This window comes from Dysgonomonas sp. Marseille-Q5470 (assembly GCF_951230145.1).
Lineage (GTDB): Bacteria > Bacteroidota > Bacteroidia > Bacteroidales > Dysgonomonadaceae > Dysgonomonas.
This window is the reverse complement of record NZ_CATNVE010000009.1, coordinates 84,416-110,462: the sequence shown is the minus strand read 5'-3', so window position 1 is coordinate 110,462 and position 26,047 is coordinate 84,416. Positions and strand designations below refer to the sequence as shown.

General features: G+C 38.4%; 25 protein-coding genes. 6 read left to right on the top strand and 19 right to left on the bottom strand.

Features of this window, described 5'->3' with window-relative positions:
- Positions 1–195: 195 nt before the first annotated feature.
- From QOX35_RS13690 to ybeY, 5 genes are all read right to left on the bottom strand, one after another.
- The gene (locus QOX35_RS13690; RefSeq protein WP_006842002.1) at positions 196–1,977 is read right to left on the bottom strand and encodes a hydroxymethylglutaryl-CoA lyase-like TIM-barrel protein; all 1,782 of its coding nucleotides are present in this window, start codon (positions 1,975–1,977) and stop codon (positions 196–198) included.
- Between the two features lie 406 nt (positions 1,978–2,383).
- On the bottom strand, positions 2,384–3,856 hold the full coding sequence (gene gltA / locus QOX35_RS13685) for an NADPH-dependent glutamate synthase (protein ID WP_283687408.1): 1,473 nt from the start codon (positions 3,854–3,856) through the stop codon (positions 2,384–2,386).
- A 78-nt stretch (positions 3,857–3,934) separates the two neighbouring features.
- Positions 3,935–4,717, bottom strand: coding sequence for a sulfide/dihydroorotate dehydrogenase-like FAD/NAD-binding protein (locus tag QOX35_RS13680; RefSeq protein ID WP_135107047.1), 783 nt, complete (start codon positions 4,715–4,717; stop codon positions 3,935–3,937).
- Positions 4,717–5,640: a YeiH family protein gene (locus tag QOX35_RS13675; protein ID WP_135107045.1), complete on the bottom strand. Its 924-nt coding sequence runs from the start codon at positions 5,638–5,640 to the stop codon at positions 4,717–4,719. Before QOX35_RS13675 ends, QOX35_RS13680 begins: the two co-directional genes overlap by 1 nt.
- A 6-nt stretch (positions 5,641–5,646) precedes the next feature.
- Positions 5,647–6,066, bottom strand: a complete 420-nt coding sequence (gene ybeY, locus QOX35_RS13670; protein WP_135107043.1) for an rRNA maturation RNase YbeY — start codon at positions 6,064–6,066, stop codon at positions 5,647–5,649.
- Positions 6,067–6,315: 249 nt separating this feature from the next.
- Between ybeY and QOX35_RS13665 the strand changes: the two genes are divergently transcribed.
- Together QOX35_RS13665 and QOX35_RS13660 are read left to right on the top strand one after the other, a co-directional pair.
- Positions 6,316–7,542, top strand: a complete 1,227-nt coding sequence (locus tag QOX35_RS13665) for a carboxypeptidase-like regulatory domain-containing protein (RefSeq protein WP_283687407.1) — start codon at positions 6,316–6,318, stop codon at positions 7,540–7,542.
- A gap of 115 nt (positions 7,543–7,657) precedes the next feature.
- On the top strand, positions 7,658–7,816 hold the full coding sequence (locus QOX35_RS13660; protein WP_283687406.1) for a hypothetical protein: 159 nt from the start codon (positions 7,658–7,660) through the stop codon (positions 7,814–7,816).
- 60 nt (positions 7,817–7,876) lie between these two features.
- Here the strand turns inward: QOX35_RS13660 and QOX35_RS13655 are convergent, their stop codons facing one another.
- The 11 genes from QOX35_RS13655 to rnr all read right to left on the bottom strand — a co-directional run bounded on the left by QOX35_RS13655 (position 7,877) and on the right by rnr (position 18,815).
- A complete protein-coding gene (locus tag QOX35_RS13655) occupies positions 7,877–8,341 on the bottom strand; it encodes a DUF3788 family protein (RefSeq protein WP_283687405.1) in 465 nt (154 codons plus the stop codon).
- A gap of 32 nt (positions 8,342–8,373) precedes the next feature.
- Positions 8,374–9,567 (bottom strand): MFS transporter, encoded by a 1,194-nt coding sequence (locus QOX35_RS13650; RefSeq protein ID WP_283687404.1) that lies wholly within the window; start codon positions 9,565–9,567, stop codon positions 8,374–8,376.
- Between the two features lie 501 nt (positions 9,568–10,068).
- Positions 10,069–10,944, bottom strand: coding sequence for a carbon-nitrogen hydrolase (locus QOX35_RS13645; RefSeq protein ID WP_283687403.1), 876 nt, complete (start codon positions 10,942–10,944; stop codon positions 10,069–10,071).
- A 6-nt stretch (positions 10,945–10,950) separates the two neighbouring features.
- Positions 10,951–11,175, bottom strand: coding sequence for a hypothetical protein (locus tag QOX35_RS13640; RefSeq protein WP_006842014.1), 225 nt, complete (start codon positions 11,173–11,175; stop codon positions 10,951–10,953).
- Positions 11,176–11,188: 13 nt separating this feature from the next.
- Positions 11,189–12,223, bottom strand: coding sequence for an agmatine deiminase family protein (locus tag QOX35_RS13635; RefSeq protein ID WP_283687402.1), 1,035 nt, complete (start codon positions 12,221–12,223; stop codon positions 11,189–11,191).
- Positions 12,224–12,271: 48 nt separating this feature from the next.
- Positions 12,272–13,081, bottom strand: a complete 810-nt coding sequence (pgeF, locus tag QOX35_RS13630) for a peptidoglycan editing factor PgeF (protein WP_283687401.1) — start codon at positions 13,079–13,081, stop codon at positions 12,272–12,274.
- A gap of 56 nt (positions 13,082–13,137) precedes the next feature.
- Positions 13,138–14,316: a GTPase ObgE gene (gene obgE, locus QOX35_RS13625; protein ID WP_283687400.1), complete on the bottom strand. Its 1,179-nt coding sequence runs from the start codon at positions 14,314–14,316 to the stop codon at positions 13,138–13,140.
- Between the two features lie 85 nt (positions 14,317–14,401).
- On the bottom strand, positions 14,402–14,974 hold the full coding sequence (locus QOX35_RS13620) for an adenylate kinase (protein ID WP_006842018.1): 573 nt from the start codon (positions 14,972–14,974) through the stop codon (positions 14,402–14,404).
- 67 nt (positions 14,975–15,041) lie between these two features.
- On the bottom strand, positions 15,042–15,581 hold the full coding sequence (hpt, locus tag QOX35_RS13615) for a hypoxanthine phosphoribosyltransferase (RefSeq protein WP_006842019.1): 540 nt from the start codon (positions 15,579–15,581) through the stop codon (positions 15,042–15,044).
- A gap of 164 nt (positions 15,582–15,745) precedes the next feature.
- Positions 15,746–16,438, bottom strand: coding sequence for an AIM24 family protein (locus QOX35_RS13610; RefSeq protein WP_006842020.1), 693 nt, complete (start codon positions 16,436–16,438; stop codon positions 15,746–15,748).
- A gap of 220 nt (positions 16,439–16,658) precedes the next feature.
- A complete protein-coding gene (gene rnr / locus QOX35_RS13605; RefSeq protein WP_283687399.1) occupies positions 16,659–18,815 on the bottom strand; it encodes a ribonuclease R in 2,157 nt (718 codons plus the stop codon).
- A gap of 185 nt (positions 18,816–19,000) precedes the next feature.
- Between rnr and tsaB the strand changes: the two genes are divergently transcribed.
- The gene (tsaB, locus tag QOX35_RS13600; protein ID WP_283687398.1) at positions 19,001–19,702 is read left to right on the top strand and encodes a tRNA (adenosine(37)-N6)-threonylcarbamoyltransferase complex dimerization subunit type 1 TsaB; all 702 of its coding nucleotides are present in this window, start codon (positions 19,001–19,003) and stop codon (positions 19,700–19,702) included.
- A gap of 4 nt (positions 19,703–19,706) precedes the next feature.
- Here the strand turns inward: tsaB and QOX35_RS13595 are convergent, their stop codons facing one another.
- Positions 19,707–19,907, bottom strand: coding sequence for a helix-turn-helix transcriptional regulator (locus QOX35_RS13595; protein ID WP_283687397.1), 201 nt, complete (start codon positions 19,905–19,907; stop codon positions 19,707–19,709).
- Positions 19,908–19,914: 7 nt separating this feature from the next.
- Entirely contained in the window at positions 19,915–20,298 is a 384-nt protein-coding gene (locus QOX35_RS13590; protein ID WP_283687396.1) for a DUF2178 domain-containing protein, read from the bottom strand.
- Between the two features lie 164 nt (positions 20,299–20,462).
- Between QOX35_RS13590 and QOX35_RS13585 the strand changes: the two genes are divergently transcribed.
- The 3 genes from QOX35_RS13585 to QOX35_RS13575 all read left to right on the top strand — a co-directional run bounded on the left by QOX35_RS13585 (position 20,463) and on the right by QOX35_RS13575 (position 23,944).
- Positions 20,463–20,825, top strand: a complete 363-nt coding sequence (locus QOX35_RS13585) for a BlaI/MecI/CopY family transcriptional regulator (RefSeq protein ID WP_135107019.1) — start codon at positions 20,463–20,465, stop codon at positions 20,823–20,825.
- 179 nt (positions 20,826–21,004) lie between these two features.
- Positions 21,005–22,564: a M56 family metallopeptidase gene (locus tag QOX35_RS13580; protein WP_283687395.1), complete on the top strand. Its 1,560-nt coding sequence runs from the start codon at positions 21,005–21,007 to the stop codon at positions 22,562–22,564.
- A gap of 81 nt (positions 22,565–22,645) precedes the next feature.
- Positions 22,646–23,944, top strand: coding sequence for a tetratricopeptide repeat protein (locus QOX35_RS13575; RefSeq protein ID WP_283687394.1), 1,299 nt, complete (start codon positions 22,646–22,648; stop codon positions 23,942–23,944).
- Here the strand turns inward: QOX35_RS13575 and recG are convergent.
- Positions 23,941–26,037, bottom strand: a complete 2,097-nt coding sequence (recG, locus tag QOX35_RS13570) for an ATP-dependent DNA helicase RecG (RefSeq protein WP_283687393.1) — start codon at positions 26,035–26,037, stop codon at positions 23,941–23,943. The two genes, QOX35_RS13575 and recG, sit on opposite strands and share 4 nt — an antisense overlap.
- Between the last annotated feature and the right edge of the window lie 10 nt (positions 26,038–26,047).

Here is a 26,047-nt window from a genome sequence, read left to right as displayed (position 1 = left end):
TTCCCTTTATTTTTCCGCGAAACTTTATTTCAAAATTTCGCCAAAGGTAAATGTTTTAGAGCTATTGTGATAATTTTATTGGGGGTTTAATATTGTTAAATAATACATAATGCCTTTTCTTCAATTTCAATTGGATATATGCAAAAAAAAGCATCATTATTAATGATGCTTTTTTATATATGAAATCAGATACTTTTAGTCTATATAAGCTAAAACCTGATTCTTTTGAACTTTTGCGCCTTGTTTTGTTTCTATTTGGATAATCTTTCCTGAAGTAAGAGCTTTTACTTCTTCGATACCATAATAAGTTTGAACAAAACATACAACATCACCTTCTTTTACAGATGTGCCAACAACAGGAGCAGTAGAAACGTCGTCTACATCAACTTGCCAAATAACCTGTCCGCTAACAGTAGCTTGAAGAGGTTTTGCTTCCGGATATTTAGCTTTAATCGCTTCCGCATCAAATGCAGGAACTTCTACTACCTGACGTGTTACGATGATTGGAGCTCCGGCTTTTTCCTTTTCTTTTTCAAGGTCTATATTGAAACGTTCTTTTGCCAGTCCTGATTTGTAGTCACGGTATTGACGGTCGTGCATTGCTAATTCAAACAATTCTTCGTCATCTTGTCCGTAATCCCAGCCGTTTTCATCCATTTCTTTGCGATATGAATCAAGAGCGTCAGGGTATTCATCCTGTGGATTGCCTGTATAGAATTCAAGTCCTTTTGCTTTAGCCAATTCAACGATTTCTTCATCCAGCTTGCCAGGAAGCGTACCTGTTTTACCAAGTATCATATTCCAGCTGTCTTTGTCGATGTTAGAGAAACGAGGTTGTCCCTGAGCCATCGAGAATATATTCATCAATGCGATATTTTTCACATATTGGCTGAATGGTGTTACGAGTGGCGGATAACCAAGTTTAGGCCATATATATTCTACTTCTTCGAATAATTGTACAACAAGGTCATTCAATGTAACTTCAGCCTTACCATTGTTGCGAAGAGCCATATTGATAGCAGAATGCATACCTCTAAGGTCGGCCATCATAGAGCCCATCATACCTCCCGGAAGACCGCAGCCTACAAGCAGAGATGTCATTATTTTGTTTGAAGGGTCGATCCAATATCCTAAGAAGTCGTCTATGAATGATTGCGTCAATGCGCGAGCTTCCATATAAGCGCTCATATTGATATCAGGTACGGAGAATCCTGCATTTTTGAGCATTGCCTGTATTGTGATAATATCAGGGTGCACCATTCCCCATGCTAAAGGTTCGATTGCTGTATCTACATAGTCAGCACCTGCACGTGCAACTTCGAGCATAGAAGCTACAGAGAAGCCCGGGCCTGTGTGTCCATGATACTGAATCGGAATATTTGGATGACGGTCTTTTAGAGCTTTCACTAATTTGCCGAGGAAAGCAGGACGTCCTACACCGGCCATATCTTTTAAGCATAATTCGTCAGCTCCAAACTCTACTAATTTGTCAGCAAAGTTTACATAGTATTCTACAGTATGGATAGGGGACGAAGTAATACAAAGAGCAGCCTGAGAAATCATGCCGGCTTCTTTTGCATATTTTACAGAAAGTTCAAGGTTGCGAGGGTCATTCAATCCATCAAACGAACGAGAGATATTAGTCCCTTGTGCATGTTTTACTTTAAACATCAATTGACGAACATCTTTTGGAACAGGGTACATGCGTAGAGCATTTAATCCACGTTCAAGCATGTGTGTTTGGATGCCAACTTTGTTGAAAGGAGCTGTCCATTCACGAACTGCTTTGTTTGGATTTTCTCCGTAAAGCAAATTTACTTGTTCAAAAGCGCCACCATTCGTTTCAACACGAGCAAAACATCCCATGTCAATAATAACCGGTGCAACTTGTGTCAATTGGTCAACACGCGGCTGGTACTTTCCCGATGACTGCCACATGTCACGATAAACGAGGCTGAATTTAATTTCTCTTCCCATAACTTTTTTTAGGTATTATACTGATAAGAGTAACATAAAATGCAGGCTATGTACACTCTAAATATATTAATTCATTAATTGTATATCAATCCTTTAATAGCCTCACAAATTTAGCTTTTTATATCCGAATAAATAAACAAAAACAATATTAAAATTGTCAATTTGTCATAAAAAAAACGTAATCTTTCTATTTTTTGTTCACTACTCATATGGGTTGCACAAAGAAGATAAAAGTGCGCAATCTTTTTGATTCTGAATGTAAAATTAACCCTTCTGGAGAAAGGATGTGATTCTATAATACTTATGCTGCGAATGGATTGAAAATCTTATCTGTATTTTTTGATAAAAAACGAAACCCCCATTGATTTTTATCAATGAGGGCTTACTTATATAAATAGATCTTTTTTTATCCTTTTAATGCTTTATCCATTGCTGCAGCAGCTTTACGTCCATCACCCATGGCGAGAATAACTGTTGCTCCCCCACGAACGATGTCACCGCCTGCATATACGTCTGATAGATCAGACTGCATTGTTTCCTGATTCACAATAATTGTTCCCCACTTAGAAACTTGAAGTCCTTTAAATGTTGAAGGGATTAATGGATTTGGAGATACTCCAACACTGACTATTACTTCATCTATGTCGAACCATTCAGTAGCTCCTTGGATTGCTATAGGCTTACGACGACCAGATGCGTCCGGTTCGCCAAGTTCCATTTTTTGTAGGAGCATCCGTTTTACATGACCTTTTTCATCACCTTCGTACTTAATTGGATTATGCAGCGTATAGAACTCAATACCTTCTTCTTTGGCATGTTTTACTTCCTCTATACGGGCCGGCATTTCCTCTTCCGATCGGCGATAAATAATATATGCTTTTTCTGCACCCAAACGTTTTGCTGTACGTATCGCATCCATAGCAGTGTTACCTGCACCTATAACAGCAACTTTCTTACCCATTTGCACAGGGGTGTCACTTTCCGGGTTTGATGCATCCATCAGGTTGACACGGGTAAGATATTCATTAGACGACATCACTCCAATCAGATTTTCTCCCGGAATATTCATGAAGTTAGGAAGCCCTGCTCCGCTTGCAGCAAAAATCCCCTTGAAGCCTTTTTCTCTCAGATCTTCGTGGGTAATCGTTTTTCCAACAATACAGTTCTTGACAAACTTAACCCCCATATCACGAAGCACATTTATTTCAACGTCTACTATTTCGTTTGGAAGACGGAACTCTGGTATACCATATTTAAGAACGCCCCCAATCTCATGTAGTGCCTCAAATACAGTTACGTCATATCCTCGTTTTGCCATATCTCCGGCAAAAGAAAGTCCGGCCGGGCCTGAGCCTACAGCTGCTATTTTTATGCCATTGGCAGGAGCCAGTTCGGGTATAGCTATTTGTCCGCTTTCACGCTCATAGTCTGCCGCAAAGCGCTCTAAGTATCCGATAGCTACGGGCTCTTTTTTCATCTTTTGTATATAGATACATTTCGCTTCACACTGCTTTTCTTGTGGGCATACACGTCCGCAGACAGCAGGCAAGGCGCTTGTTTCTTTCAGCACTTTAGCTGCTTCAAGAAATTCGCCACGCTCTATGTTTTTAATGAAGGTTGGTATTTGGATTCCCACCGGACAACCTTCCATACAAGTAGGGTTTGCGCAGTCGAGACATCGTGCCGCTTCTGCCATAGCTTGTTCGGCCGTAAGTCCTAAATTAACTTCTTCTTTCAGGGAGTGGCTTCTGTATTCAGCATCCAACTCGGGCATGTGTACACGAGATTTTTCTCCTCGTTCTTTAGCCTTCATGGTTTTACGCAGTTCCTCTCTCCATGGTTCGCTTCGGCGTGCTTGTATATATTCTTGTTCTGTCATTTTTAGTCGTAAGTTGTAAGTAATTAGTTATAGATAATAAGACTGAGCTGATATTTTTAATTTTACTCAATAATTAATTTAACTATAAGCTCTTAGCCTCATTAGCATTTCGTCGAAATCTACTTCGTGAGCATTAAACTCGGGACCATCAACACATACAAATTTAGTTTTTCCTCCTACCGATACACGACAAGCACCGCACATGCCTGTGCCGTCTACCATAATGGTATTTAATGAAGCCATTGTAGGAATATTGTATTTCTGAGTCAGTAAAGAAACGAATTTCATCATAATAGCAGGGCCTATGGTTACACATAAGTCTACCTTTTCACGATTAATTACCATCTCAACACCATTTGTAATCAATCCTTTGTGTCCGTACGAACCATCGTCTGTCATAACTATTACTTCGTCCGAGTATTCGGCTACTTGTTTTTCGAGTATCACAAGATCTTTGGTGCGTGCTGCCAAGACAGAAATAACTTTATTTCCGGCTCTTTTCATCGCTTCTATAATTGGAAGCATTGGCGCAATACCTACTCCACCTCCGGCACAGATAACCGTTCCGTAGTTTTCGATATGGGTTGCTTGTCCTAGCGGGCCAACAATATCGGTTATGTAATCGCCCACATTTAGTTCGCAAATCTTTTTTGAAGAGGCTCCTACAGCCTGAATAACAATAGTGATAGTTCCTTTGTTAAGGTCAGATGCTGCAATGGTTAAAGGTATACGCTCGCCTTTCTCGCCAACACGTACAATGACAAAGTGGCCGGCCTTACGGCTTTTAGCGATAAGAGGTGCTTCAACCTCAAACTTAACTACGTTTTCTGAGAAATACTCTTTGTCTACAATTTTGTTCATTAAAACATTAGTTTAATCCAGTATAAAGATAATACAGCTATTACAAACCAAAGAAGAATGCCTAGAAGAAAGGTGTTTACGCCTGTTTTTTTTACTTCTTCCAGATTAATAGAGGCTCCGATGAAGAATAAAGAAATCATCATTCCTTTTTTTCCAAGCCAGCTGAGATGCTCGTTTGTTTCTGTCATTCCGGGAATATAGTTTCCTATAATGATAGCAACAACAAACAGAAATATAAACCAAGGGATTGTTATTTTCGAGGTTTTATTTTTATTAAAGAACGCGATGCATAGTGCAAGCGGTATAATCCAGAGTGTACGTGTTAGTTTTACCGTTGTACCTACTTGCAGGGCCTGCTCTCCGTATGCCGAACAAGCTCCTACTACCGAGCTGGTGTCGTGTATAGCTATGGCAGCCCAATATCCGAAATGGGTCTGATCCATTTGAAGCAGATGTCCGATAGCTGGGAAAATAAATAACCCTACAGCATTTAATACGAAAACAACAGCAAGTGAAAAACTTATCTCGTTGTTTTTTGCCCCCAAAACCGGGGCAACGGCAGCAATGGCACTCCCTCCACAAATAGCTGTTCCGCTAGATATAAGTAATGTTGTGTTTTTTCCTACTTTCAGTAATAATCCAAGTCCGATACCCGCTAAAACTGTTATAAGAACAGAGCCTACAGTGATCATAAAACCTGTTTTCCCTGTTTGGATAACCTCATGCATCGACATCGAAAAACCCATGCATACAATAGATGCTTGCAGGAGATATTTTGTTAGCTTTCCTGTTTTAACTACTTCCTCCCCTTTATAGAAAAAAGCGAGTATTATACCGAGAAATAAAGCCAACGGTGCTGAGAAGAACGGGAAGAAACAGCAGATTGGTACGATATAATATAATTTGCTCAGAAGTTTTTGCACGATTGTCTATGCCTCCAATATTTTTAATGCTTTGTTTTCGCATTCAGTCATATATTCTCTTTCTCCGGGCCCCTTGTCGTTGATCCCACACAGATGTAGTATTCCGTGTATTATAATACGGTTAAGCTCCTCATCGTAATTCGTTCCGAACGTTTCAGAGTTGCTTTTGACTGTATCTACACTGATGAAGATGTCCCCCGATATTATATCATCTTCACTGTAGTCGAATGTAATAATATCAGTATAATAGTCGTGTTGCAAATACTGGTTATTTACTTCAAGTATTTTTTTGTCGGAGCAAAAAATAAATGAAATATCTCCAATCTGTTTACCATAAGATGTGGCAACCAGTTTTATCCAGTCTGTAGTTTTACGTTTCTTTATAGACGGAAGTTTTACTTCCTCTGCTTGATAGAGTATAGACATGGTAACTGTATGATAGTTTTATGTATAGCGATTTATTAAAAAATGCTATTAAAAATAGAATTTTAATAACTGCGCGATAAAGGTACAAAAATACAATGTACATTTACTGTATTCCATACTAAAATATATGAATTTGTTTTCGTTAAATGTTTTTTACTGTCTGTTTGCTGTGTAAATATATGATTCGATTGAAAATCGCGTTTTTATAAATAGGGTGCCATTTATGCATAACTTACTCAAAACTTTTATATGAGAAAATGTCTTTTTCTAGTCTTATTGACCTTTATCGGTACCCATCTTTTTGCACAAACTTTAATTCAAGGAACAGTGATCGATAAAGATAGCAACAAACCTATAGCGGATGTAATAGTACAGTATGGAGCCACTTCGAGAGGCTATGTTAATACAGATACTAAAGGAAGATATACTATTCCGACTGTAAGCGAAGATGTTATTCACTTCCAATGTATTGGTTACAAAGTGAAATCTGTTGCTAAAAGTTCACTTTTGATAAACCCTGTTGTTCGCATGGAGTTGAATCCTGTATATCTTAACCCCATTGTTATTAGCCCGGGAGATGCAGATGCTCTGTTGGATGAAGCAATGCAAAACACGAAGAAGAAGCTCCTGCTCGATCTTCATCTGGGATACTTGTTGCACTTTCAGCAGACAAAAAAGTCGGATACATTGCAGAACGAAATATATATGAAGTATGCAACAACACTGAAAGAGAAGGATCTGAAGAAAAATATGAAAAGGGAGAGAGTCCCTTATATGCTCAATATTATTGATATAAGGCGTGTGCAACGAACAGTGACTCCTACTTCGGAATTGTACGGGGCAGAATATCATGCTTCACATCTATTTACCTTTGGCAAAAGTGAGAATAACGAAACTACACGTTCTTTTACATCAGATAGTTCATATATCGTTTTGCAGATAGAGCCTCTTCAAGGCAAGGATGGTTGGGCAAGAGGTGAGATACTTATTAATAAAGATGATATGACTATTGCTTCTATGGAGATAGAGTCTATCGACTCTGTTTTGGCTAGTCAGCCGTATAAGCGGTATATGGGAAACCGAGTTAAAATAAAGAGAAAGGTCGGTCGTTTCTCTTTCAAAAAGATAGGAGATAAATATTATATGTCTGATTGCTATACTTACTATCGTTTTCAGACCCTAGACGAATTTGGCAAGGAGGATGAGATCACTTACTTTTGTGATGTTGAGTTTAAAGGTGTCATAGAAAAAAAGCAGATGCGCAATCGGCGTTTGTCCGGTTTCTGTCAAGAGTTGTTTTATTTTCCCGACTCTACCACCCGTGAATTCTGGGATGAAAATTTTGCTCAGGATCTGGAGACGTATTATCAAGGATCGGGGATAGCTCCATCAAGGCAGGTGCCAATGAGTAAAAAAATATTTAATGTAGTTAAGTTTGTTGTTCCTGCCGTGGCAATAGCTCTTTTGGTAAAATGATATGAATAGCCTGAAGATAAAGAATGGTTGGAATTTTATAAATTATCAAAAATAGATGATCAAATCACGCCTTACTTTGTTACATAAATAAGTTAATACACAAAAAATAGATAATATGGAAAATCATGAATGTGACTTGTTGAATGAAAAGCAAATGCAAGAGTTAAAAGCTCTGAAACGCAAAAATAGGAGGAGAAATGCATTCTGGCTCTTAATGGGATTGCAGGTTGGTTCGCTTGTCGTATCTTATTATTTAGGACGTTCGCATAAATAATAGATTGATTCTCGAACTAAACTAGAAATGCACCTTTTGCGAAAACAAAGGTTTATCGAATTAGTTTGTCGCTTCTCTTTTCTCCCTCTTTATCGCTTTCTTTATCATTATCATGCGTTCCAGCTCTTGTAATAAAGAACTGTCCTCAACTCTGATTAGCATCCATTTACCATCATGTAGCTGAGGTGTTTGATCGAATATCGTTGTGAAGATATTGCTGAAGGACTCCCTGTACGCATTAAACGTTATAACTTCTTTCTTACCATATATAAGGATTACTGAGAATGCACCTTTTTCGGGAAGTATGGATACTAGTGTTTTACCATTCTTGCGGTAGCGAATAATTACTCCATAATTTTTCCCTCCAAAAGAAATCTCTTGTTCGAAGTTATAGTTTTCATTCAGAAAGTCAAGTAACGAATCAAAGGCTTGCACTGCTTCTTTCTGTGCAATAAACTCTCTTATCTCATCCATATTGGGCAATGGATCTTCCCTATAAATTCGTTCAGGTAATGGTGTATTCATAAACATCTTATTTCTGATAGTTGTAAAGATAACTATTTTTCGTTGAATTTTGGTTTTCTGCTTATAATTAAATGTACGACAAGGCATAAGCTTACAAAAAAGGCTCCTGTAAATACAACGCCATTCCATCCATAAGCTCCCCAGGCCTTACCTCCTACGAATGTACCGATAGAACCTCCTATGAAATAAGAGACCATGTATACCGTATTCAAACGATTGGCAGCTTCTGGCTGGGATGATAGTACAATTGTTTGATTGGTGACATGCATTGCTTGCAGCCCCATATCTAAAAGAATAATACCCACAATGATTCCTATATAAGTACTATCGGCCATCCCAAACACTCCCCACGAAACGATCATAATGAAGGTCGCTATGGCTATAAGCTTGTTTTTGTTTACTTTGCCCGATGCTTGTCCTACAAGGGTAGCCGCCAGCGCGCCTGCTATTCCGAATAAGCCCAAAGATCCCGCCACATCGCTTCCCTGAAAGTAGGGAGCTTCTTGAAGTCTGAAAGTGAGGGTAGTCCAAAATGCAGAGAAAGAGGCAAACCCCAAAGCTCCCCTTAATGAAGCTAATTGTAAGCTCGGAATGCTTCTAGCATATCGTATAACAGATCCCATCAGTTGTCCGTAAGTGCCCTTAAAGGTTGGTTGCATATTTGGTAACATCCATGCGATGAGTACGGCAAGTATAATCATGAGTCCTGCAGTAATGAGGAATACATTCCGCCAGCCGAGATATTCTCCTACAACACCACTGAAAACACGTGAGCCTAAAATACCGATCAGCAATCCACTCATAACGATACCTACATTTCGTCCCTTCTCTTCGGGACGGGATAATTGGGCTGCTATGGGCACAAATATCTGAGGAACAACAGATGTAAGACCGATACAAAAGCTCGCTGCGAGCATGACTATTAAGGACTTACTCAAAGCGAAAACGACTAATGACAGGATTATGAAAAAGAAATCGATAAGGATAATCTTTTTTCGTCTAAACATGTCACCAAGTGGAATTATAAGTAATAATCCGGCAGCATATCCCATCTGGGTAAACATTGCGACCTTACTTGTTGCTGACTCAGATTCACCCAGTTCTTTGGCTATAACGCCCAGTAGGGGCTGATTGTAGTAATTGTTGGCTACTACAAGGCCTGCACCTATTGCCATCAGCCAAAGGATGCTTTTTGATAAAAACAATTCGTTTTCTTTTTCTGGCATTGTTGTCAAATTTACTTTTATTTAGCTTAAAGCCTTTTATCGTTTTTACACCGTAGTCGTAGACTTTACGGTGATTTATTTAAAATATTATGAAATGCTTAAGTTGCATATAAAGAGATCCTTATTGTCAAAAAGGTGACAAAAGTGACACTTTATTTGCTGTTTTTAATTGTTACCTTTTTTCTGTTTCTAGTTTTATCAAAGACTAAAAACAATATATAATATCCGCTATTGCTTTCTACTTAATAGATAATTTTATACTTATAAGATACTCTTTTTATGGGCTCGGTTTCGCCGGTTTTGGAGAACCGGCAGAACTAAAAAACATTTCTCAACGAAGTGAAATCTTTTATAGGAAAAGATATTCTTATCTTGAGATTACAAACAGAAGTCTGTCTACAAGGCTGTTCTTATTATCTCTACTAAGGATCCTTGTATTATATAACTATCCAAGTTATATGTACGAATGAATAATATGAAGCCTACAAATGTATACCTATATTAATCGATAAAACGCTTTGTAATATCACCGAATGCATCTATACGTCTGTCTCGGAAGAATGGCCACCAACGTCGTACCTGCTCAGAGCGCTTCATATCTACCTCTACTATTTGTACTTCTTCTTTGTCGTTGGATGCCTGCCATAGAATTTCGCCTTGAGGGCCTGCAACGAAGCTGTTTCCCCAGAAAGTGATTCCATTGGTTTGTCCCGATGGGTCGGGTTCATATCCTGTGCGATTTACAGATACAACGTGCAGTCCGTTAGCAACTGCGTGTCCTCGTTGAGAGATCACCCAAGCGCCAAGCTGGCGGTTTTTTTCGTCTTCTGTATCGGTCGATTCCCAGCCTATAGCTGTAGGGTAAATAAGAATATCAGCCCCAGCCATTGCCATCAGGCGTGCAGCTTCGGGGTACCACTGATCCCAACATACCAAAACTCCAAGTTTGCCTAATGATGTTTCGATGGGCTTAAAGCCAAGATCTCCGGGAGTGAAATAAAATTTTTCGTAATAAGCAGGATCGTCAGGAATATGCATCTTGCGGTATTTACCTGCAATAGTTCCGTCTTTTTCTATTACTACAGCTGTATTGTGATACAGTCCGGGAGCACGACGTTCGAATAGGGAAAGTACAATGACAACTCCTAGCTCTTTAGCCAGAGTCCCAAAGTCGTCGGTAGACGGTCCGGGTATTGTCTCGGCCAGATCAAAAATATTTGTATCCTCTACTTGACAGAAATAAAGCGAATTGTGCAGCTCTTGCAAAACAATAAGTTGTGCACCTTCGTTTGCTGCCTTACGGATTTTATCTTTTAGTCCTGCTATATTTTTTTGTATATCAGGAGTATTTGCCTGTTGTATGATTCCTATTTTCATAATCCTCTAATCTGGTAATTTAATTGTATTGGGAGACATTTGTATATGTTTCTCAAACTCATCAATCCTTAACTGAATGTCATCCAGAAATTCTTGCGTGCACCCGCCCTTTTTGGCATCCAGATAATATTGTTTAAGTAAAGGTAAAAATAATATGTCGTTTCCCGAAAATACCATCGCCGGAACATCATTTTTTATACACCTTAATAATAATGCTTTTTGATCTTTCATAAACGCTTGGGTATTATACAAAATTATCGGGATATTGCATCGTTATGCAGTGCAACGAACCATGTTGACGTATCAAGGAAGAACAATCTATTCCTATGATTTCTCTTGTTGGAAAAGCTATTTCTAATTTTTCTTTAGCCTCTGTATCTCTTTCCTGATCGTTGTAGAATGGAAGTAGTACAACATCGTTCATTATAAGAAAATTGGCGTAAGTCGCCGGAAGCCTTTCATTGTCTTCGTCGTATACGGCTTTTGCCATAGGCAGCGAGATTAACTTATAAGGATTGCCTTGATAATCGGTGAAGGTTTTTAATTGTTCCTCCATCTTGGCCAGAGCCTCATAGTGTTCGTCTTTTTTATCTTCACATTTTACATATACAATTGTGTGCTCGTCGCAATAACGAGCTAATGTGTCTATATGGCTATCAGTATCATCTCCACTTAGGTAACCATGATCTAACCATAATATCTTATTTAGTCCGAAGGCTTCTTTTAGATACTTTTCTATTTCATCTTTCGACATGAAGGAATTTCTGTTCGCAGAAAGCAAGCATTCGGATGTAGTCAAAAGTGTGCCTTTTCCGTCCGATTCCAATGCGCCTCCTTCGAGGGCAAAATCCTTCTTGTTGATTAACTCTACATCACTTTTAAATATACCGTTTTTGAACAAGCCTCTGCTTATTTGATTGTCGTAGTTCGATGCAAACTTTAATCCCCATCCATTGAATGTGAAATCATACACCTGTTTTTTTCCATTATTGATAACAGATATCCCGCTGTGATCACGTGCCCATGTATCATTGGTTGGCAATTCTACCAATGTGAGGTTTGGGAATAAGTCTTTATGCTCTTTCAACTCATATTTCACGGTTTCTGCATTGTGACAAACAACAATTAATTTTTGCCTTTTCAGTATTTCTACTGCTATATTCACATAGCATGCAGTAACTTCTTCGAGCATATAATCCCAATCGGTATCAGGATGAGGCCATGTTAACTGTATTGCACTTTGCGGATACCATTCGGGTGGAAAAAATATATGATTCATTATCAACGGTCTTTTTATTGTTTGTTTGCTACACAAAAGTACAAAATTTTACTTCAATACACCTCCTGTTAATATCCGCCCCGAATTGATTGTCTGTCTTCGGGCAGAGAAGAAAAGTTCGGGATGAGAATAAGTGCATAAGTTCGCAGTCTCTATATTCTTGTTGTCGATGCCGGCTTCAATTAACAGCAATTTATTAGCCAATTCAAGATTTATGTGCATTTTTCCGCTCTCAGTATTGCGATATGCTATATCAGTGATGGAAAATCCTGTCTGAATAAAAGCATCCACAACTTCATCTCCTACTTCAAAGTGTTTCTGTGAGATGCAAGGGCCTATTCCTGCCACTAGATCTTGAGGTTTGCTGTCGAAGTGCTCTGTCATCTTTTCTATTGTTTTCTCTGCAATTCGGGCTACAGTACCTTTCCATCCGGCATGTATTGCAGCAAGCACATGTTGTACAGGATCAAATATAAGAATGGGCACACAATCGGCAGTCGTAACTCCTATGCAAATATCTTTTTGATTGGTGATTAAAGCATCAATCCCATTCAGTGATTTTGCTTTTTCCAAATCACTTTTGTTCAGAAAGTCATTGTCAATGATTCCTATCTGATCGTTATGAGTCTGATAGGGGATGTATAGGTTTTCTATGGATACATTTATTTCATCAGCAAGAAGTTCCTGATTTTTACTAACACAATCCGCATCATCTCCCGAATAGGGGCTGAGATTTAGAGAAGCGTATGCTCCTGTGCTAATTCCTCCTTGGATGGTAGTTGTGAAAACAGATACGCTCTTTGTTGGAAAAGAGGGAAATGTAAGTAGATTCAGTCTGTTGCTTCGAATTGTATTCATATTCCTAATTTTAAGAAATGCCCTCGATCTCTGTTGATAAAGGGCATTTGCTTTTCTTATTTATTTTCTTCTTCAGTATCTTCTCCGTAATAAAAATCCGGATCGAAATCTTCATCCTCTTCCTCATCCCAGTCTTCTTCCTCGTAGTCATCTTCAGGGATAGATTCGTCATCATCATCGAATTCCACAACTTTTATGTCGAGGTTGCGATGGGTGATGCTTTCAAATGATTTTTTGTATTCACCGTCTGCATTTAGTTCACGCCATAGCATATCTTTTAGGGCTGTAATATTATAGCCTGTAATGGATGAAATAAATATATGAGGTATTTCGGGTAGATCAGCTTCCAGCGCTTCCATTAGTTCATCGTCGAGCATATCAGCTTTCGAGATCGCTAATATTCTTCGCTTATCTAACAATTCGGGATTGTACTGAGCCAATTCATTCAATAAAACTCTGTATTCTTGATGGATATCGTCAGCATCGGCAGGTACCATAAACAGTAAAAGCGAGTTACGCTCAATATGTCGTAGGAAACGCAATCCTAGTCCTTTCCCTTCGCTTGCACCCTCTATAATACCCGGTATGTCAGCCATTACAAATGATTTGTAATCACGATAACTTACGATCCCGATTTTAGGTTCAAGGGTAGTAAACGGATAATTTGCTATTTTGGGTTTTGCTGCACTAACTACCGATAGAAGTGTTGATTTTCCTGCATTCGGAAAACCTACAAGCCCTACATCGGCAAGAACTTTTAGTTCCAGTATGACCCTGCGCTCTTGAAATGGTTCGCCGGGCTGTGCATAGCGGGGAGCCTGATTTGTTGAGGTTTTGAAGTGGTTGTTTCCTTTTCCCCCTCTTCCTCCTTTCAATAGAACTACCTCTTTTCCGTCTTCAGTAACGTCGCAAAGATATTCTCCTGTTTCGGCATCATAGGCTACTGTTCCGCAAGGAACATCTATGATTTTAGAATCACCACTTTTACCTGTACTCAATCTGCCCGATCCGCTTTCTCCATGTCCTGCAAGAACATGTCGTTGGTATTTCAGGTGGAGCAGTGTCCACATGTTTCGGTTGGCTCGGAGAATAATATCACCTCCGTCACCTCCGTCACCTCCGTCAGGGCCACCTTTCGGTATATACTTTTCCCTGCGGAAATGGGTTGAACCTCTACCACCTTTACCCGATCGGCAGTATATCTTGACGTAATCTATGAAATTTGATTCTGCCATATTTTTATTTATTCTATTTAGATAACAAAGGAAGTTATAATACCGTTCACGGTTTATAACTTCCCTGTATATATAAATAATTCAATTATTTAACTTTGTCCACGGCTTCGGCTATAAGATCAAATATCTGATCTATGGTGCCAACTCCTTTTATTGTGGCCAATTTCCCCGAATTCATATAATGATCTTTCAGTGGGGAAGTTTGATTTTTATATACATCAAGGCGGGATTTTATAGTCTCCAGATTATCATCTGAGCGTCCCGATTGTTGTCCGCGTTTAATAAGTCTGTCTATCAATTCAGGTTCTTCTACATCGAGATTGATAACGATAGAAATTTCTTCTCCGCGTTCTTTTAATATTTTTTCAAGAGCTTCGCCCTGAGCGATTGTTCTTGGAAAACCATCGAATATAACGCCTGCTTTATCTTTTTTACTATCCAAAACATTTGCCAGCATCCCGATAACTACATCGTCCGGTACAAGCTGACCTTTAGAGATATATTCTTCGGCCAATTTGCCTAGTTCGGTTCCGTTTTTTATCTCAGCGCGTAGCACATCTCCTGTCGAAATGTGAGCGAGATTATATCTTGTGATGAGATTTTCACTTTGAGTTCCTTTTCCTGAGCCCGGAGCTCCAAAAATTATAATATTCAGCATACTGTTAGAATTACGAGTTACAAGTTACGGGTTGCAAACAGCAAGGCGTAAATCGTAAATATTATTGTTAAGAGTTTTTTATTTTGTATATGTCAGCAAGATTGCGGCCATAACCATCATAATCAAGTCCGTATCCGACAATAAAGTCGCTAGGAATTTCTAATGCCACATAGTCTAGCTGTACTTTATGCTTTAAGGCATCAGGTTTAAGAAGGAGTGTAGTTACAAGTATTTCTTTCGGGCTATCGCATGCTAATTGTTCGAGCATCAAAGACATCGTATAGCCTGTGTCTACTATATCTTCAACAATAACTATTGTACGATCTGTGATATCTTCTTCAAGTCCGTATATTTCTTTCAATTTACCTGACGATGACGTACCTTGATAAGATGACATTTTCACGAAAGATACTTCGCTTGGAACAGTAACACGCTTCATCAGTTCCGAAGCGTACATAAAAGAACCGTTCAGAACACAGATAAATAAAGGATCCTTACCTGCTAAATCTTTGTTCAGTTTTTCTGCGATATCATCTATTGCTTTTTCAATTACCTCCTGTGTCAGAAATAGTTCGAATTCTTTATCTTTGATTTTTACTGTCTTCATAGAAGCTCTTCTCCTTAAATATTTATTAAAGTGCAAAAGTAGTACATTTAGCTTAAAAACACATAACGAATTATGTTTTTTAATAAATAGAAATGAATAATTCGGGTGAAAAAGAAAAAAGGTATTCTGAATGAATACCTTTTATATATAAAGAACTTTACTTATTATTGAGGTGCGCCGTACACTTCTTCACACGGCTGTACAATTACCCAACCTTCACCTTCAAACATCATCTGGAAGCTTTCGCCGCTACCACGTCCGATGAATGTCTTCAGAGATATATCTGTTTTTATAGTTGGAGTCAGATTGCCCGACCATGCAACAGTGGCGTTAGGGTCGGTAAATATCGGTTGTCCCGGCTTCACCAATAACGTCATTGGTTTACCGTGAGTAGTGATAGCAACATGTCCTGTTCCTGCCAGACGTACTTGAAAGAGTCCGCCGCCCATAATGCCGGCAATGCTTTTCATCATTTTTACATCTGATTGTATCGAATTTTCATGAGCAAGGATGTCATTCCCATTTACATTGATAGCCTCGTTTTCGAGATATAAGATTCTTACTCTTTTTTCGAAATCAGCCGCATATACACGTCCGGTTCCGGAAGTTCTCATCATTGTGGTTCCTTCTCCCGACATTGTTTTCTTTAGTAGGTTTCCGATGCCTTTGCTCAGCATACCCTCTCTTTCAAACTTTATGTTTCCTGTATAAGCGACCATTGCTCCTTTTTTTAACATGACCGTTTGGTTGTTGATGTTAAGCTCAAGCATATGAGTGCTCTCCAATTGGAAAAAGTCGTTTTTTGACTCGTCTTGTGCAGTTTCTTCGATGAAAGATCTAATAGAATATTTGTTCATACACGTAAAGTTGTTGATAATGATTAATAAAAATTGACTATAATTCAACAAAAGTAATAAAAATAGGGTATAAATAAAAAGAACAGCTTTTAGAGCCTGATTCCAATATTTAAACAGAGTGAAACATTTTATCTCATTGAGATTATTTGTTTCACTCTGTATATCATAAAAACCGAAGTGTGTATTGACCGTTTTTTATGTTTGGTTGCAGAACCTCATTTTATTCTTCAACCAGCGCAAAATCGAGTTGTTTCCGTTCCAGATTGGCTCGGGCAACTTTAATTTTCAGCGGGTCGCCAAGGCTGTAAGTGCGTTTTTTGCGACGACCTCGTAAACAGTAATTCTTTTCGTCAAATTCGTAGAAGTCATCATCCAAATCTCGGATCGGAATCATACCCTCACACTTGTTTTCATTTATTTCTGCATAAACACCCCATTCTGTTATACCGGAGATTACAGCATCGAAGACCTGTCCGAGTTTATCAGACATATATTCTACTTGTTTGTACTTGATAGATGCTCTTTCTGCATTAGCCGCTAGCTGTTCCATTTCAGAGCTGTGTTCACATTTACCTTCGTATAGATGCTTGTTTACACTGCGTCCTCCATCCAGATACCTGGTGAGTAATCTGTGCACCATCATGTCGGGATAGCGACGTATAGGGGACGTGAAATGTGTATAGTATTCGAATGCCAGCCCGTAGTGACCGATGTTGACTGTGGAATATATTGCTTTTGCCATCGCACGTATAGCGATCGTAGAAATAAGATTCTCTTCAGGTTTTCCGCTCACTTCGTCCAGTAGGTGATTGATAGCTTTCGATACATTTGTCTTTGTTCCATCTACTTTGATTTTGTAGCCAAAACGACGGATAAACTCAGAGAGGTTTTCCATCTTTTCGGTATTTGGTATATCGTGGATACGATAAACAAATGTTTTCGCACTTTTATTTTTCGGAACATTTCCTACAAACTCTGCTACAGTTTTGTTTGCCAGAAGCATAAACTCTTCTATCAGTTTATTCGAATCTTTGGCGTATTTAAAATATACACTCAGGGGTTTTCCCTTCTCATCGATCTCGAATCTCACTTCGTGACGATCGAACGCGATAGCTCCGTTGTCGAAACGTTTAGCCCGCAATTTTTTTGCCAGATCGTTTAGTTGTGAGATTTCTTCCTTAAAGTCTCCCTCGGCCCCTTCTATTATATCTTGAGCTTCCTCGTACGTAAATCGTCTGTCGGAATGGATAACAGTGCGGGTAATTCTATGCTTTTTTATATTTGCTTCATCATCTAGCTCGAAGATAACAGAGTAGCATAATTTATCTTCATGAGGGCGTAGTGAACATAGGTTATTGCTTAGTCTTTCGGGTAGCATCGGGATGGTGCGGTCTACAAGATAGATGGATGTAGCTCTACTTTCACCTTCTTTATCTATCGTGTCTCCCTCTTGTACATAATGGGTTACATCAGCTATGTGCACACCTACTTCCCAACGTCCGTTTTTTAATTGTTTGATAGATAATGCATCGTCGAAGTCTTTTGCATCTCGCGGGTCGATGGTAAATGTAGTTGTACTACGCATGTCTTCGCGCTTGGCTATCTCTTCGGCGGTGATGTCATCCGGTATTTTATTTGCTGCCGCTTCTACCTTTTCAGGATATTTGTATGGTAATCCAAATTCGGCAAGGATCGCATTCATCTCGGTGTTGTTTTCTCCTGCCTTTCCCAGTATGTCTATAACTTTTCCTATCGGGTTCTTCGCTTTCTGGGGCCATTCTACGACCTCTACCAATGCTTTGTCTCCGTCATTTCCTCCTTTGAGGTTGTCTTTCGGGATGAATATGTCATTCGCAAGTATCTTGCTATCCATTACCAAGAAAGCAAATTGCTTTTGTACATCGAGTGTGCCAACAAATGTTGTTTGTTTCCGTTCCAGTATTTCTAATACTTCTCCTTCCGGGTCACGCCCTTTTCGCTTTGCCAGCATTTGTATTTTCACACGGTCGCCATTCATTGCGTGAGCCGAATTGCGTTCGGCAATAAATATATGAGCCGAATCACTTTCTCCATCCGGTACGAAAAAGTTTTTGCCATTGCTTCTTCGTTCGAATACTCCTTCAACAAAGATTCCTCTATTGTTCGACTTATATTTTCCCTTTCCGGTTTCTATTATAAAATCATCTTCTTGGAGGTCGTATAGTATATTGCTTATTAGTTGTTTCTCTGCAGGTTTTTTGAATCCTAATTTTTCGGCTACCTGTTTAATGCCAAATGATTCGGAAGAATTCTTGTTGAAAAAGTTTACAACGGAATTTGTAATGTCGCTTTTAGTCTTCCTTTTGTCTTTTTTATGAGGAGCTTTATTCTTACTCATATTTCTCTTATTAAATTATTTCTTAATATCTATAACAACCGTTTGTTGTTAATTTTTATCTGTATATCTGTTAAAACTACTCAAATGTACAAAAAAGTATGGATATTAGATATTAGATAAAGTATGAATAAAATTTAATTATCAAGATTTTGTGTAATTTTACGTCCTGTAAAAATGAAAACATAATGTCTTGTATTTTAAGTATAGAAACTTCTACAGAAGTATGCTCAGTAGCTGTCTCTAACCGAGGTGAAATAATATTTGAAAAAGAAAATATAGAAGGTCCTTCCCACGCTGTTCTCCTCGGAGAATATGTAAATGAAGCAATCCAATTTTTGAGATTGGAGCAGATGTCGTTAGATGCCGTTGCTGTCAGTTGCGGACCGGGCTCTTATACGGGGCTTCGTATCGGAGTGTCTGAGGCAAAAGGTCTTTGCTATGGATTGAATATTCCTCTGATTGCAATTAATACATTAGAATTGATGGCTTATGGGGTTGTAAAATCGAACGTGATTGATCGGTCAATTCTTCTTTGTCCGATGATAGATGCCCGTAGAATGGAGGTTTATGATGCCTTGTTTGACTTTGACTTAAACTTGAAAAAAGAAATATCTGCTGATATTATAGACGAAAATTCTTTTGCTGACATTCTGAATGAAAATAAGATAGCTTTTTTCGGCAATGGCGCAGACAAATGCAAAAACGTCTTGTCGCATGCGAATGTTCAATTTATAGATAACGTATATCCGAAGGCCGCAAATATGGTGACATTAGGAGAAAAAGCCTATGAGGAAAAATCATTTGTAGACGTTGCTTATTTTGAGCCATTCTATCTCAAAGAATTTGTAGCAACTACACCTAAAAACAAGGTTTTGTCGGGGAAATAATATTTTAGTCGAATACAAAAATATCTTCGATCGGGGTCTTCAATGTTCTTGATATATCAATAGCTAATTTTAGAGAAGGATTGTATTTTCCTGCTTCTAAACGGATAATTGTTTCCCTGCGTACTTTTACTATTTCCGCCAGTTCTTCTTGTGTCAGCCCGGCTTTTAATCTATAGTCTTTTAGGTATGATTTAAATTCAGACATATATAAACTATTCTCTTTCGTAATAGAAAAAAGCACAAACCTGAGTTACTATTGCGCAAAAGAATCCTATTGCTGCTGTTCCAATAAAAAAAGATGGTGAATATGCTAAACCAAAAGAATGATACAGTATGTTTGGTATTATACCTAGTATAAGTAGTGTGCCGACAGCTATTATTGCTGCTATACGATTAGATTTAGCTATATTTTCTTCTGTTCTCTCGTCTACTCCTTTTTTTAATTCTCTATATAGCGGGATGTAGGCTAAAAATGCTAGATATGACAGGTTGAATAAGTTTTGCAGATCATAATCTATGAAATAGTTTAATCCAGACAGCCCAAAAATCCCTAAGAATGATAGATTCTTATATGTCCTAATTTGCTTCTCGGTCATAATATTTAATTTAAGTCATAAAAATAATATTTACGTGACAAATATATCACTTTTATTTATGGTGACAAATATATCACATGAAAAATAAATGATAAATATTTGTATTATAAAAAATAACATCTATATTTACGAAAAAATAGTAGATTTACGTAAAATTTATAATAATGGAAAAGTTAACCCATCAGGAGGAAGCGGTAATGCTTCATATTTGGCAATTAAAAGAGTGTGTAGTAAAAGACATTCTAAATGAAATGGATGATCCAAAGCCGCCTTACACTACTGTTGCTTCTATTGTTCGTAATCTGGAGCAAAAGGATTATTTGAACTCTAAGAAATATGGAAATGTGTGGGTTTATACTCCGAAAGTAGCCGAAGATGATTATAAGAAGGCTTTTATGTCGAATGTGGTGAAGAGTTATTTCGAAAACTCGTATAAAGAGTTGGTCTCGTTCTTTGTGAAAGAAGAAAAGATATCTCCTGAAGAGTTGCAAGAAATAGTGAAAATGATAGAAAAAGGAAAAGAGTAAATTACTTAATTGTTAACGCCATGGAACACACAATTATACCTTATTTGATTAAAGCTTCTATATCATTGGCTTTATTTTATGGCTTATATATGTTGTTGCTCAGAAAGGATACTTTTTTCCGCCTGAGGAGATTTTATTTCCTTTTTTCAATTGCTTTTTCATTACTATTTCCTTTTTTGATGATTGAACTGACGACTAAGGAAGAAGTTCCTGTTCAGATACCGGTATATTGGCTTTCGCAAATAGAGGTATCGGCAATGCCCGCACAACAGGTTTCGGTGATTGATTGGAAACTGATTGCTTTATTTGCAATAGGAGCAGTATCTCTGATTTATGCACTAAGATTTATAATGCAATTATTTTGTATCCTAAAGTTGAAGGTCAGTCATGATTCTGAAAAATTGGATACATGTTGTATTGTAAAAATAAAAGACAGGAACGTTTCGCCATTCTCATTTTTTAGATGGATTTTTATCGGCTCCCAAATTGATGGAGAGGAAAAGTTAAAAGAAATTATAGCTCATGAAATGGTTCATGTCAGACAATTACACTCTGTAGATGTATTACTAGCCGAAATCGTGTGTATATTATTCTGGTGGAATCCTTTTGTCTGGCTTTTGAAAAAGGAAATAAAAATAAATCTTGAATATCTAGCGGATGAGGGGGTCTTGAAAGAAGGATTCAGTCCCAAAGAATATCAATATATATTATTGCAAGTATCAAGCGTAAATACCGGTATACCAATTATAAACAATTTTAATGTATCACAATTAAAAAAACGAATTACTATGATGAATAAAAATAGGACATCGCTAGGTAAAGCAACGAAATATTTATTGCTTGTTCCGGTTGTTTTTGTTTTGCTATTAGGAAATGCTGTGCAGGCTTCGCCGGATATAGCAGATATGATAACGATACCTTTTGTTAATGACGGACAGCAAGTGCCTCAGAAAAAAGGGGATGTATATGTGACTGTAGACAAAATGCCTGAATTTCCGGAAGGACTGAATGCTCAGCAAAGGTTTATTGGGCAAAATTTGAAGTATCCTGTTGAAGCTCAAGAAAAAGGCATTGAAGGGCGTGTTACTGTACGTTATGTAGTGAAAAGCACCGGAGATATATCAGATGTAGTGGTTATAAGAGGTGTTCATCCTTCTTTGGATAAAGAAGCTGTTCGTGTAGTGAAAGCTATGCCTAAATGGATTCCCGGAAAGCAAAATGGAAAAGCTGTTGATGTGTACTATACATTACCTTTGATATTCAAAATATCAGGCAGTAAGAAAAATTTTTCGGAGGGAGAAAAAGATAAAGATGTTATGGTTGCCGTCGGATATGGAACTCCTAAAAAAGAAGGCATTACATTGAAAGAAGGTGGTTCTGAGTCATCACTAGATCACCCTTTCATTACCGTAGAGGATATGCCGGTGTTTCCCGGAGGGGAGTCGGCAATGCAGAAGTTTGTAGCAGATAATCTGAAATATCCTGAATCTGCACAAAAAGCAGGTGTACAGGGGCGTGTAACTGTTCGCTTTATAGTGGGCAAAACAGGAGAGATCTCAGATGTAAGAGTTATTAGAGGTATCGACTCCGAATGTGACGCAGAGGCAGTGAGAATGATACAATCTATGCCAAAATGGACTCCCGGCAAGCAGAATGGAATAGCTGTACCTGTGTATTTCACATTGCCGATTGTATATAGACTTAAAAAAGATACTGTAATAAATACAACAAAGAAATAGCAGATTTTTTTCTCAAGATTATATAGAGGCTAGGTGATATATAGCCTACCTCTATTAATCTTGAATTGCAAAAGATAATCTATGAAAAAGACCTTGATGCTCCTTTCTTTTTTAATTGTGCATTCTGTTTTGTTTGCTCAAACTGTAGAAAGTGAGCTGGAAACTTACATTCAAAATTTTCAATACCAAAAAGCGTTGGAGTATATTTCCGATAAAGAACCTTCGGCGTATCTACAGTTTCAGGAAGCGATGTGTCATAAAGCTTTGGGTAATTATTTGAAATCGATCGATATTTTACAAAGACTATCTACCGATAATCCCGAAAATGTTCGGGTTAAATCTGAATTGGAAAATTGCTTTGCGATAACAGGACGGAGGCAGGCTGGGATAGATTGTTATGATGATCTGATTCGTTTGGATTCAACGAACTTATATTATAAGATACAAAAGGCTGAGCTGCTATTCCAGCAGACGAAGTATGAAAAAGCGTTGTGCTTGTTTAAAGAGATATACGGTCGCAATAATTCTCCCAACACTTTAACTCAGATAGCTCAGTGTTTTGAGAAGATGAATCAAGCTGATAGTGCTATGGTTTACTTCAAAGCGGCATGGGATACTAATCCCTCTGATAGTTATTCTGCGGCAAGTCTTGTTAACCTATGTTTAAAGGCTGGGCGTAGCCTAGAGGCTTTAGCTCACTCTACAACATATCTTGAAAAAGACAGCACCGATCAGCAGATGAATTTGCTGAATGCGTTGACGTATTATGTGATGGATAATTATGAGGAAGCGATCTCCCGATTTAAGAAGTGTTATGAAGCCGGTGATTCCTCGCTTATTGTTAATCGTAGTCTTGGAATTTCTTACTATTCATTGAGGGAGAATTACGAAGCTGAGATTTTTTTAGACAAAGCATTTCGCCAGGATACTACAAATAATAATGTGCTCTATTGCCTTGCTGTAAGTTCGAACGAATTGGCAGATCATAAAAAGGCAATTCCCTTGTTTCGGAAATTGTTGGATAGGACAATTCCGTCTGATCTGACTTTATATCTTTATTATAAAGGATTGGCATCGGCTTATGATAAGGGCTCTCTTTTCGAAGATGCTGTAGAGGCATATAAAAAGGCATTGATATATGCCGGTACAAATCAGAAAATGACAATAAATTTTGCGATAGGTCAATTGTACGAAAATCAAGTAAAAGATAGTTCGAACGCTCTTGTATACTATCAGAATTATAGAAAGGATTTGAACGAATACCTAGAAGGTCTGATAAGAAAAAATGAAACGGATGAAAATATTGATGATACGAAGAAGCGACTGAAATACTTAGATGAACATATCAAAGAATTAACAAAAGAGATGTCTGTTAATTAGCTGATCAAGCCCCAGTTGTACTTGTTGCCACCTAGTTTGCGTAATTGTCTCTTTAGTAATAAGCTGTCAGGTTTTTCCATTTGCGGATCTTCATCCAGTACTTTCTGGGCTATTTCGCGTGCATATTGCAATATCTCTCCGTCTCGTACAAGATTTGCTATCCGCAGATTGAAAGGGATGCCGCTCTGCTGAGTTCCTTCCAGATCGCCCGGGCCTCTTAGCTTTAGGTCGGCTTCGGCTATTTCAAAGCCGTCATTGCTTTCTACCATTATGTCGATGCGCTTCCGTGTGTCGGCTGATAGCTCGTAAGGCGTCACCAGAATACAATATGATTGGTCTGCTCCACGACCAACACGCCCTCGTAATTGGTGTAGCTGCGATAGCCCGAAGCGCTGAGCCGACTCTATCACCATAACGGATGCGTTTGGTACATTTACACCTACTTCAATAACGGTAGTAGCTACCATTATTTGAGCCTCATTGGTTACAAAGCGTTGCATTTCTGCATCTTTTTCTTTGGGTTTCATTTTGCCATGAACCTTGCAGACCGTATACTCGGGGAAGATTTCTTTTATATGCTCAAATCCCTCTTCAAGATTCTTGAGGTCGAGCTTCTCGCTTTCTTCTATCAGTGGATACACTATGTATACCTGTCTTCCCTCTTGCAATTGTCTGCGAATGGACTCGTATAAAGCCCCTCGCTTTTTGTCATACTGATGAATTGTTTGTATGGGCTTGCGTCCCGGTGGAAGCTCGTCTATTACCGATACGTCCAAATCGCCATATATGGTCATTGCCAGCGTGCGGGGAATAGGGGTGGCAGTCATTACTAAGATATGTGGCGGGTTTACATTTTTCGACCACAACTTGGCTCGTTGTGCTACACCAAAGCGATGTTGCTCGTCAATAACCACTAAACCTAAGTTTGAAAACTGTACGGTGTCTTCTATAAGGGCATGTGTGCCAATTAATATTTGAAGGTCTCCCGTCAATAGAGCATTGTGTATGCGTTCTCTATCTGATTTTTTTGTTGAGCCTGTTAGTAATTCTACATTTACATCAAGCCCTGCTAATGCTTCTGTGATTGTTTGGTAATGCTGAGTTGCCAATATTTCCGTTGGAGCCATCAGAGCTGCTTGGAAGTTGTTGTCCAACGCAATTAACATGAGCATAAGTGCTACAAGCGTCTTTCCGCTACCAACATCTCCTTGCAGTAAGCGATTCATTTGTTCGCCGGTAGCCATATCTTGCCTGATTTCTTTTATGATTCGTTTTTGTGCATTGGTCAAGGGAAAGGGTAGATTCTCATCATAAAACCTGTTGAGGTAATCGCCTACCTTAGAAAAAACGAATCCTTTTAACTTTGACTTTCTATCGGCGGTATATCTTAGAATGTTTAGCTGAATATAGAATAATTCCTCAAATTTCAATCTGTATTGTGCTTCTCGTAACAATGTTGTACTTTCCGGAAAATGGATGTTGCGCATAGCACTTTTTAACCCCATCAAGCGAGCTTCGTTGATGATGCTGTCCGGTAGCGTTTCGGGTAAGCTTCTTACAACTGAAGAAAATGCGGCTGCCATTATTTTCTGAATTGCTTTTGAGTTCAGATAATGGTTTTTCATTTTCTCTGTTGTGTTATAATAAGGCATCAAGCCTGTAGGGCGTTGTTCTTCGCTGATATATGGGTCAATATCGGGATGTGGAATATTAAATTTGTCTCCAAAAAGAGTAGGTTTCCCAAAAACAATATAGGGTAAGTTCACTTTATATTTATCCGTAATGAACTTTGCTCCTTGAAACCATACCAGATCAATAAATCCTGTGCCATCCGTAAAATGTGCTACGAGTCTTTTTTTTCTGCCTTCACCGAATGTCTCAAAAGCGGTAATTCTTCCTCTTATTTGTATATATGGCATATTACCGTCTATCTCATGTATAAAATAGATACGGCTGCGGTCTATATATTTGTAGGGAAAATAATATAGTAAGTCTTCAACCGAAAATACATTTATTTCCTTGTTGAGTATTTCGGCCTTCTTGGGGCCTACTCCTGCCAGATATTTTATGTCAGTCTGAAAAGAATCTGTCATCTTTCGGTTT

Bases quoted from the DNA above. Each gene is read 5' to 3' on its own strand.
- QOX35_RS13690 (WP_006842002.1), bottom strand. From the start codon at position 1,977: ATGGGAAGAGAAATTAAATTCAGCCTCGTTTATCGTGACATGTGGCAG.
- gltA (WP_283687408.1), bottom strand. From the start codon at position 3,856: ATGACAGAACAAGAATATATACAAGCACGCCGAAGCGAACCATGGAGA.
- QOX35_RS13680 (WP_135107047.1), bottom strand. From the start codon at position 4,717: ATGAACAAAATTGTAGACAAAGAGTATTTCTCAGAAAACGTAGTTAAG.
- ybeY (WP_135107043.1), bottom strand. From the start codon at position 6,066: ATGTCTATACTCTATCAAGCAGAGGAAGTAAAACTTCCGTCTATAAAG.
- QOX35_RS13665 (WP_283687407.1), top strand. From the start codon at position 6,316: ATGAGAAAATGTCTTTTTCTAGTCTTATTGACCTTTATCGGTACCCAT.
- QOX35_RS13660 (WP_283687406.1), top strand. From the start codon at position 7,658: ATGGAAAATCATGAATGTGACTTGTTGAATGAAAAGCAAATGCAAGAG.
- QOX35_RS13655 (WP_283687405.1), bottom strand. From the start codon at position 8,341: ATGAATACACCATTACCTGAACGAATTTATAGGGAAGATCCATTGCCC.
- QOX35_RS13650 (WP_283687404.1), bottom strand. From the start codon at position 9,567: ATGCCAGAAAAAGAAAACGAATTGTTTTTATCAAAAAGCATCCTTTGG.
- QOX35_RS13645 (WP_283687403.1), bottom strand. From the start codon at position 10,944: ATGAAAATAGGAATCATACAACAGGCAAATACTCCTGATATACAAAAA.
- QOX35_RS13640 (WP_006842014.1), bottom strand. From the start codon at position 11,175: ATGAAAGATCAAAAAGCATTATTATTAAGGTGTATAAAAAATGATGTT.
- QOX35_RS13635 (WP_283687402.1), bottom strand. From the start codon at position 12,223: ATGAATCATATATTTTTTCCACCCGAATGGTATCCGCAAAGTGCAATA.
- pgeF (WP_283687401.1), bottom strand. From the start codon at position 13,081: ATGAATACAATTCGAAGCAACAGACTGAATCTACTTACATTTCCCTCT.
- obgE (WP_283687400.1), bottom strand. From the start codon at position 14,316: ATGGCAGAATCAAATTTCATAGATTACGTCAAGATATACTGCCGATCG.
- QOX35_RS13620 (WP_006842018.1), bottom strand. From the start codon at position 14,974: ATGCTGAATATTATAATTTTTGGAGCTCCGGGCTCAGGAAAAGGAACT.
- hpt (WP_006842019.1), bottom strand. From the start codon at position 15,581: ATGAAGACAGTAAAAATCAAAGATAAAGAATTCGAACTATTTCTGACA.
- QOX35_RS13610 (WP_006842020.1), bottom strand. From the start codon at position 16,438: ATGAACAAATATTCTATTAGATCTTTCATCGAAGAAACTGCACAAGAC.
- rnr (WP_283687399.1), bottom strand. From the start codon at position 18,815: ATGAGTAAGAATAAAGCTCCTCATAAAAAAGACAAAAGGAAGACTAAA.
- tsaB (WP_283687398.1), top strand. From the start codon at position 19,001: ATGTCTTGTATTTTAAGTATAGAAACTTCTACAGAAGTATGCTCAGTA.
- QOX35_RS13595 (WP_283687397.1), bottom strand. From the start codon at position 19,907: ATGTCTGAATTTAAATCATACCTAAAAGACTATAGATTAAAAGCCGGG.
- QOX35_RS13590 (WP_283687396.1), bottom strand. From the start codon at position 20,298: ATGACCGAGAAGCAAATTAGGACATATAAGAATCTATCATTCTTAGGG.
- QOX35_RS13585 (WP_135107019.1), top strand. From the start codon at position 20,463: ATGGAAAAGTTAACCCATCAGGAGGAAGCGGTAATGCTTCATATTTGG.
- QOX35_RS13580 (WP_283687395.1), top strand. From the start codon at position 21,005: ATGATTGAACTGACGACTAAGGAAGAAGTTCCTGTTCAGATACCGGTA.
- QOX35_RS13575 (WP_283687394.1), top strand. From the start codon at position 22,646: ATGAAAAAGACCTTGATGCTCCTTTCTTTTTTAATTGTGCATTCTGTT.
- recG (WP_283687393.1), bottom strand. From the start codon at position 26,037: ATGACAGATTCTTTTCAGACTGACATAAAATATCTGGCAGGAGTAGGC.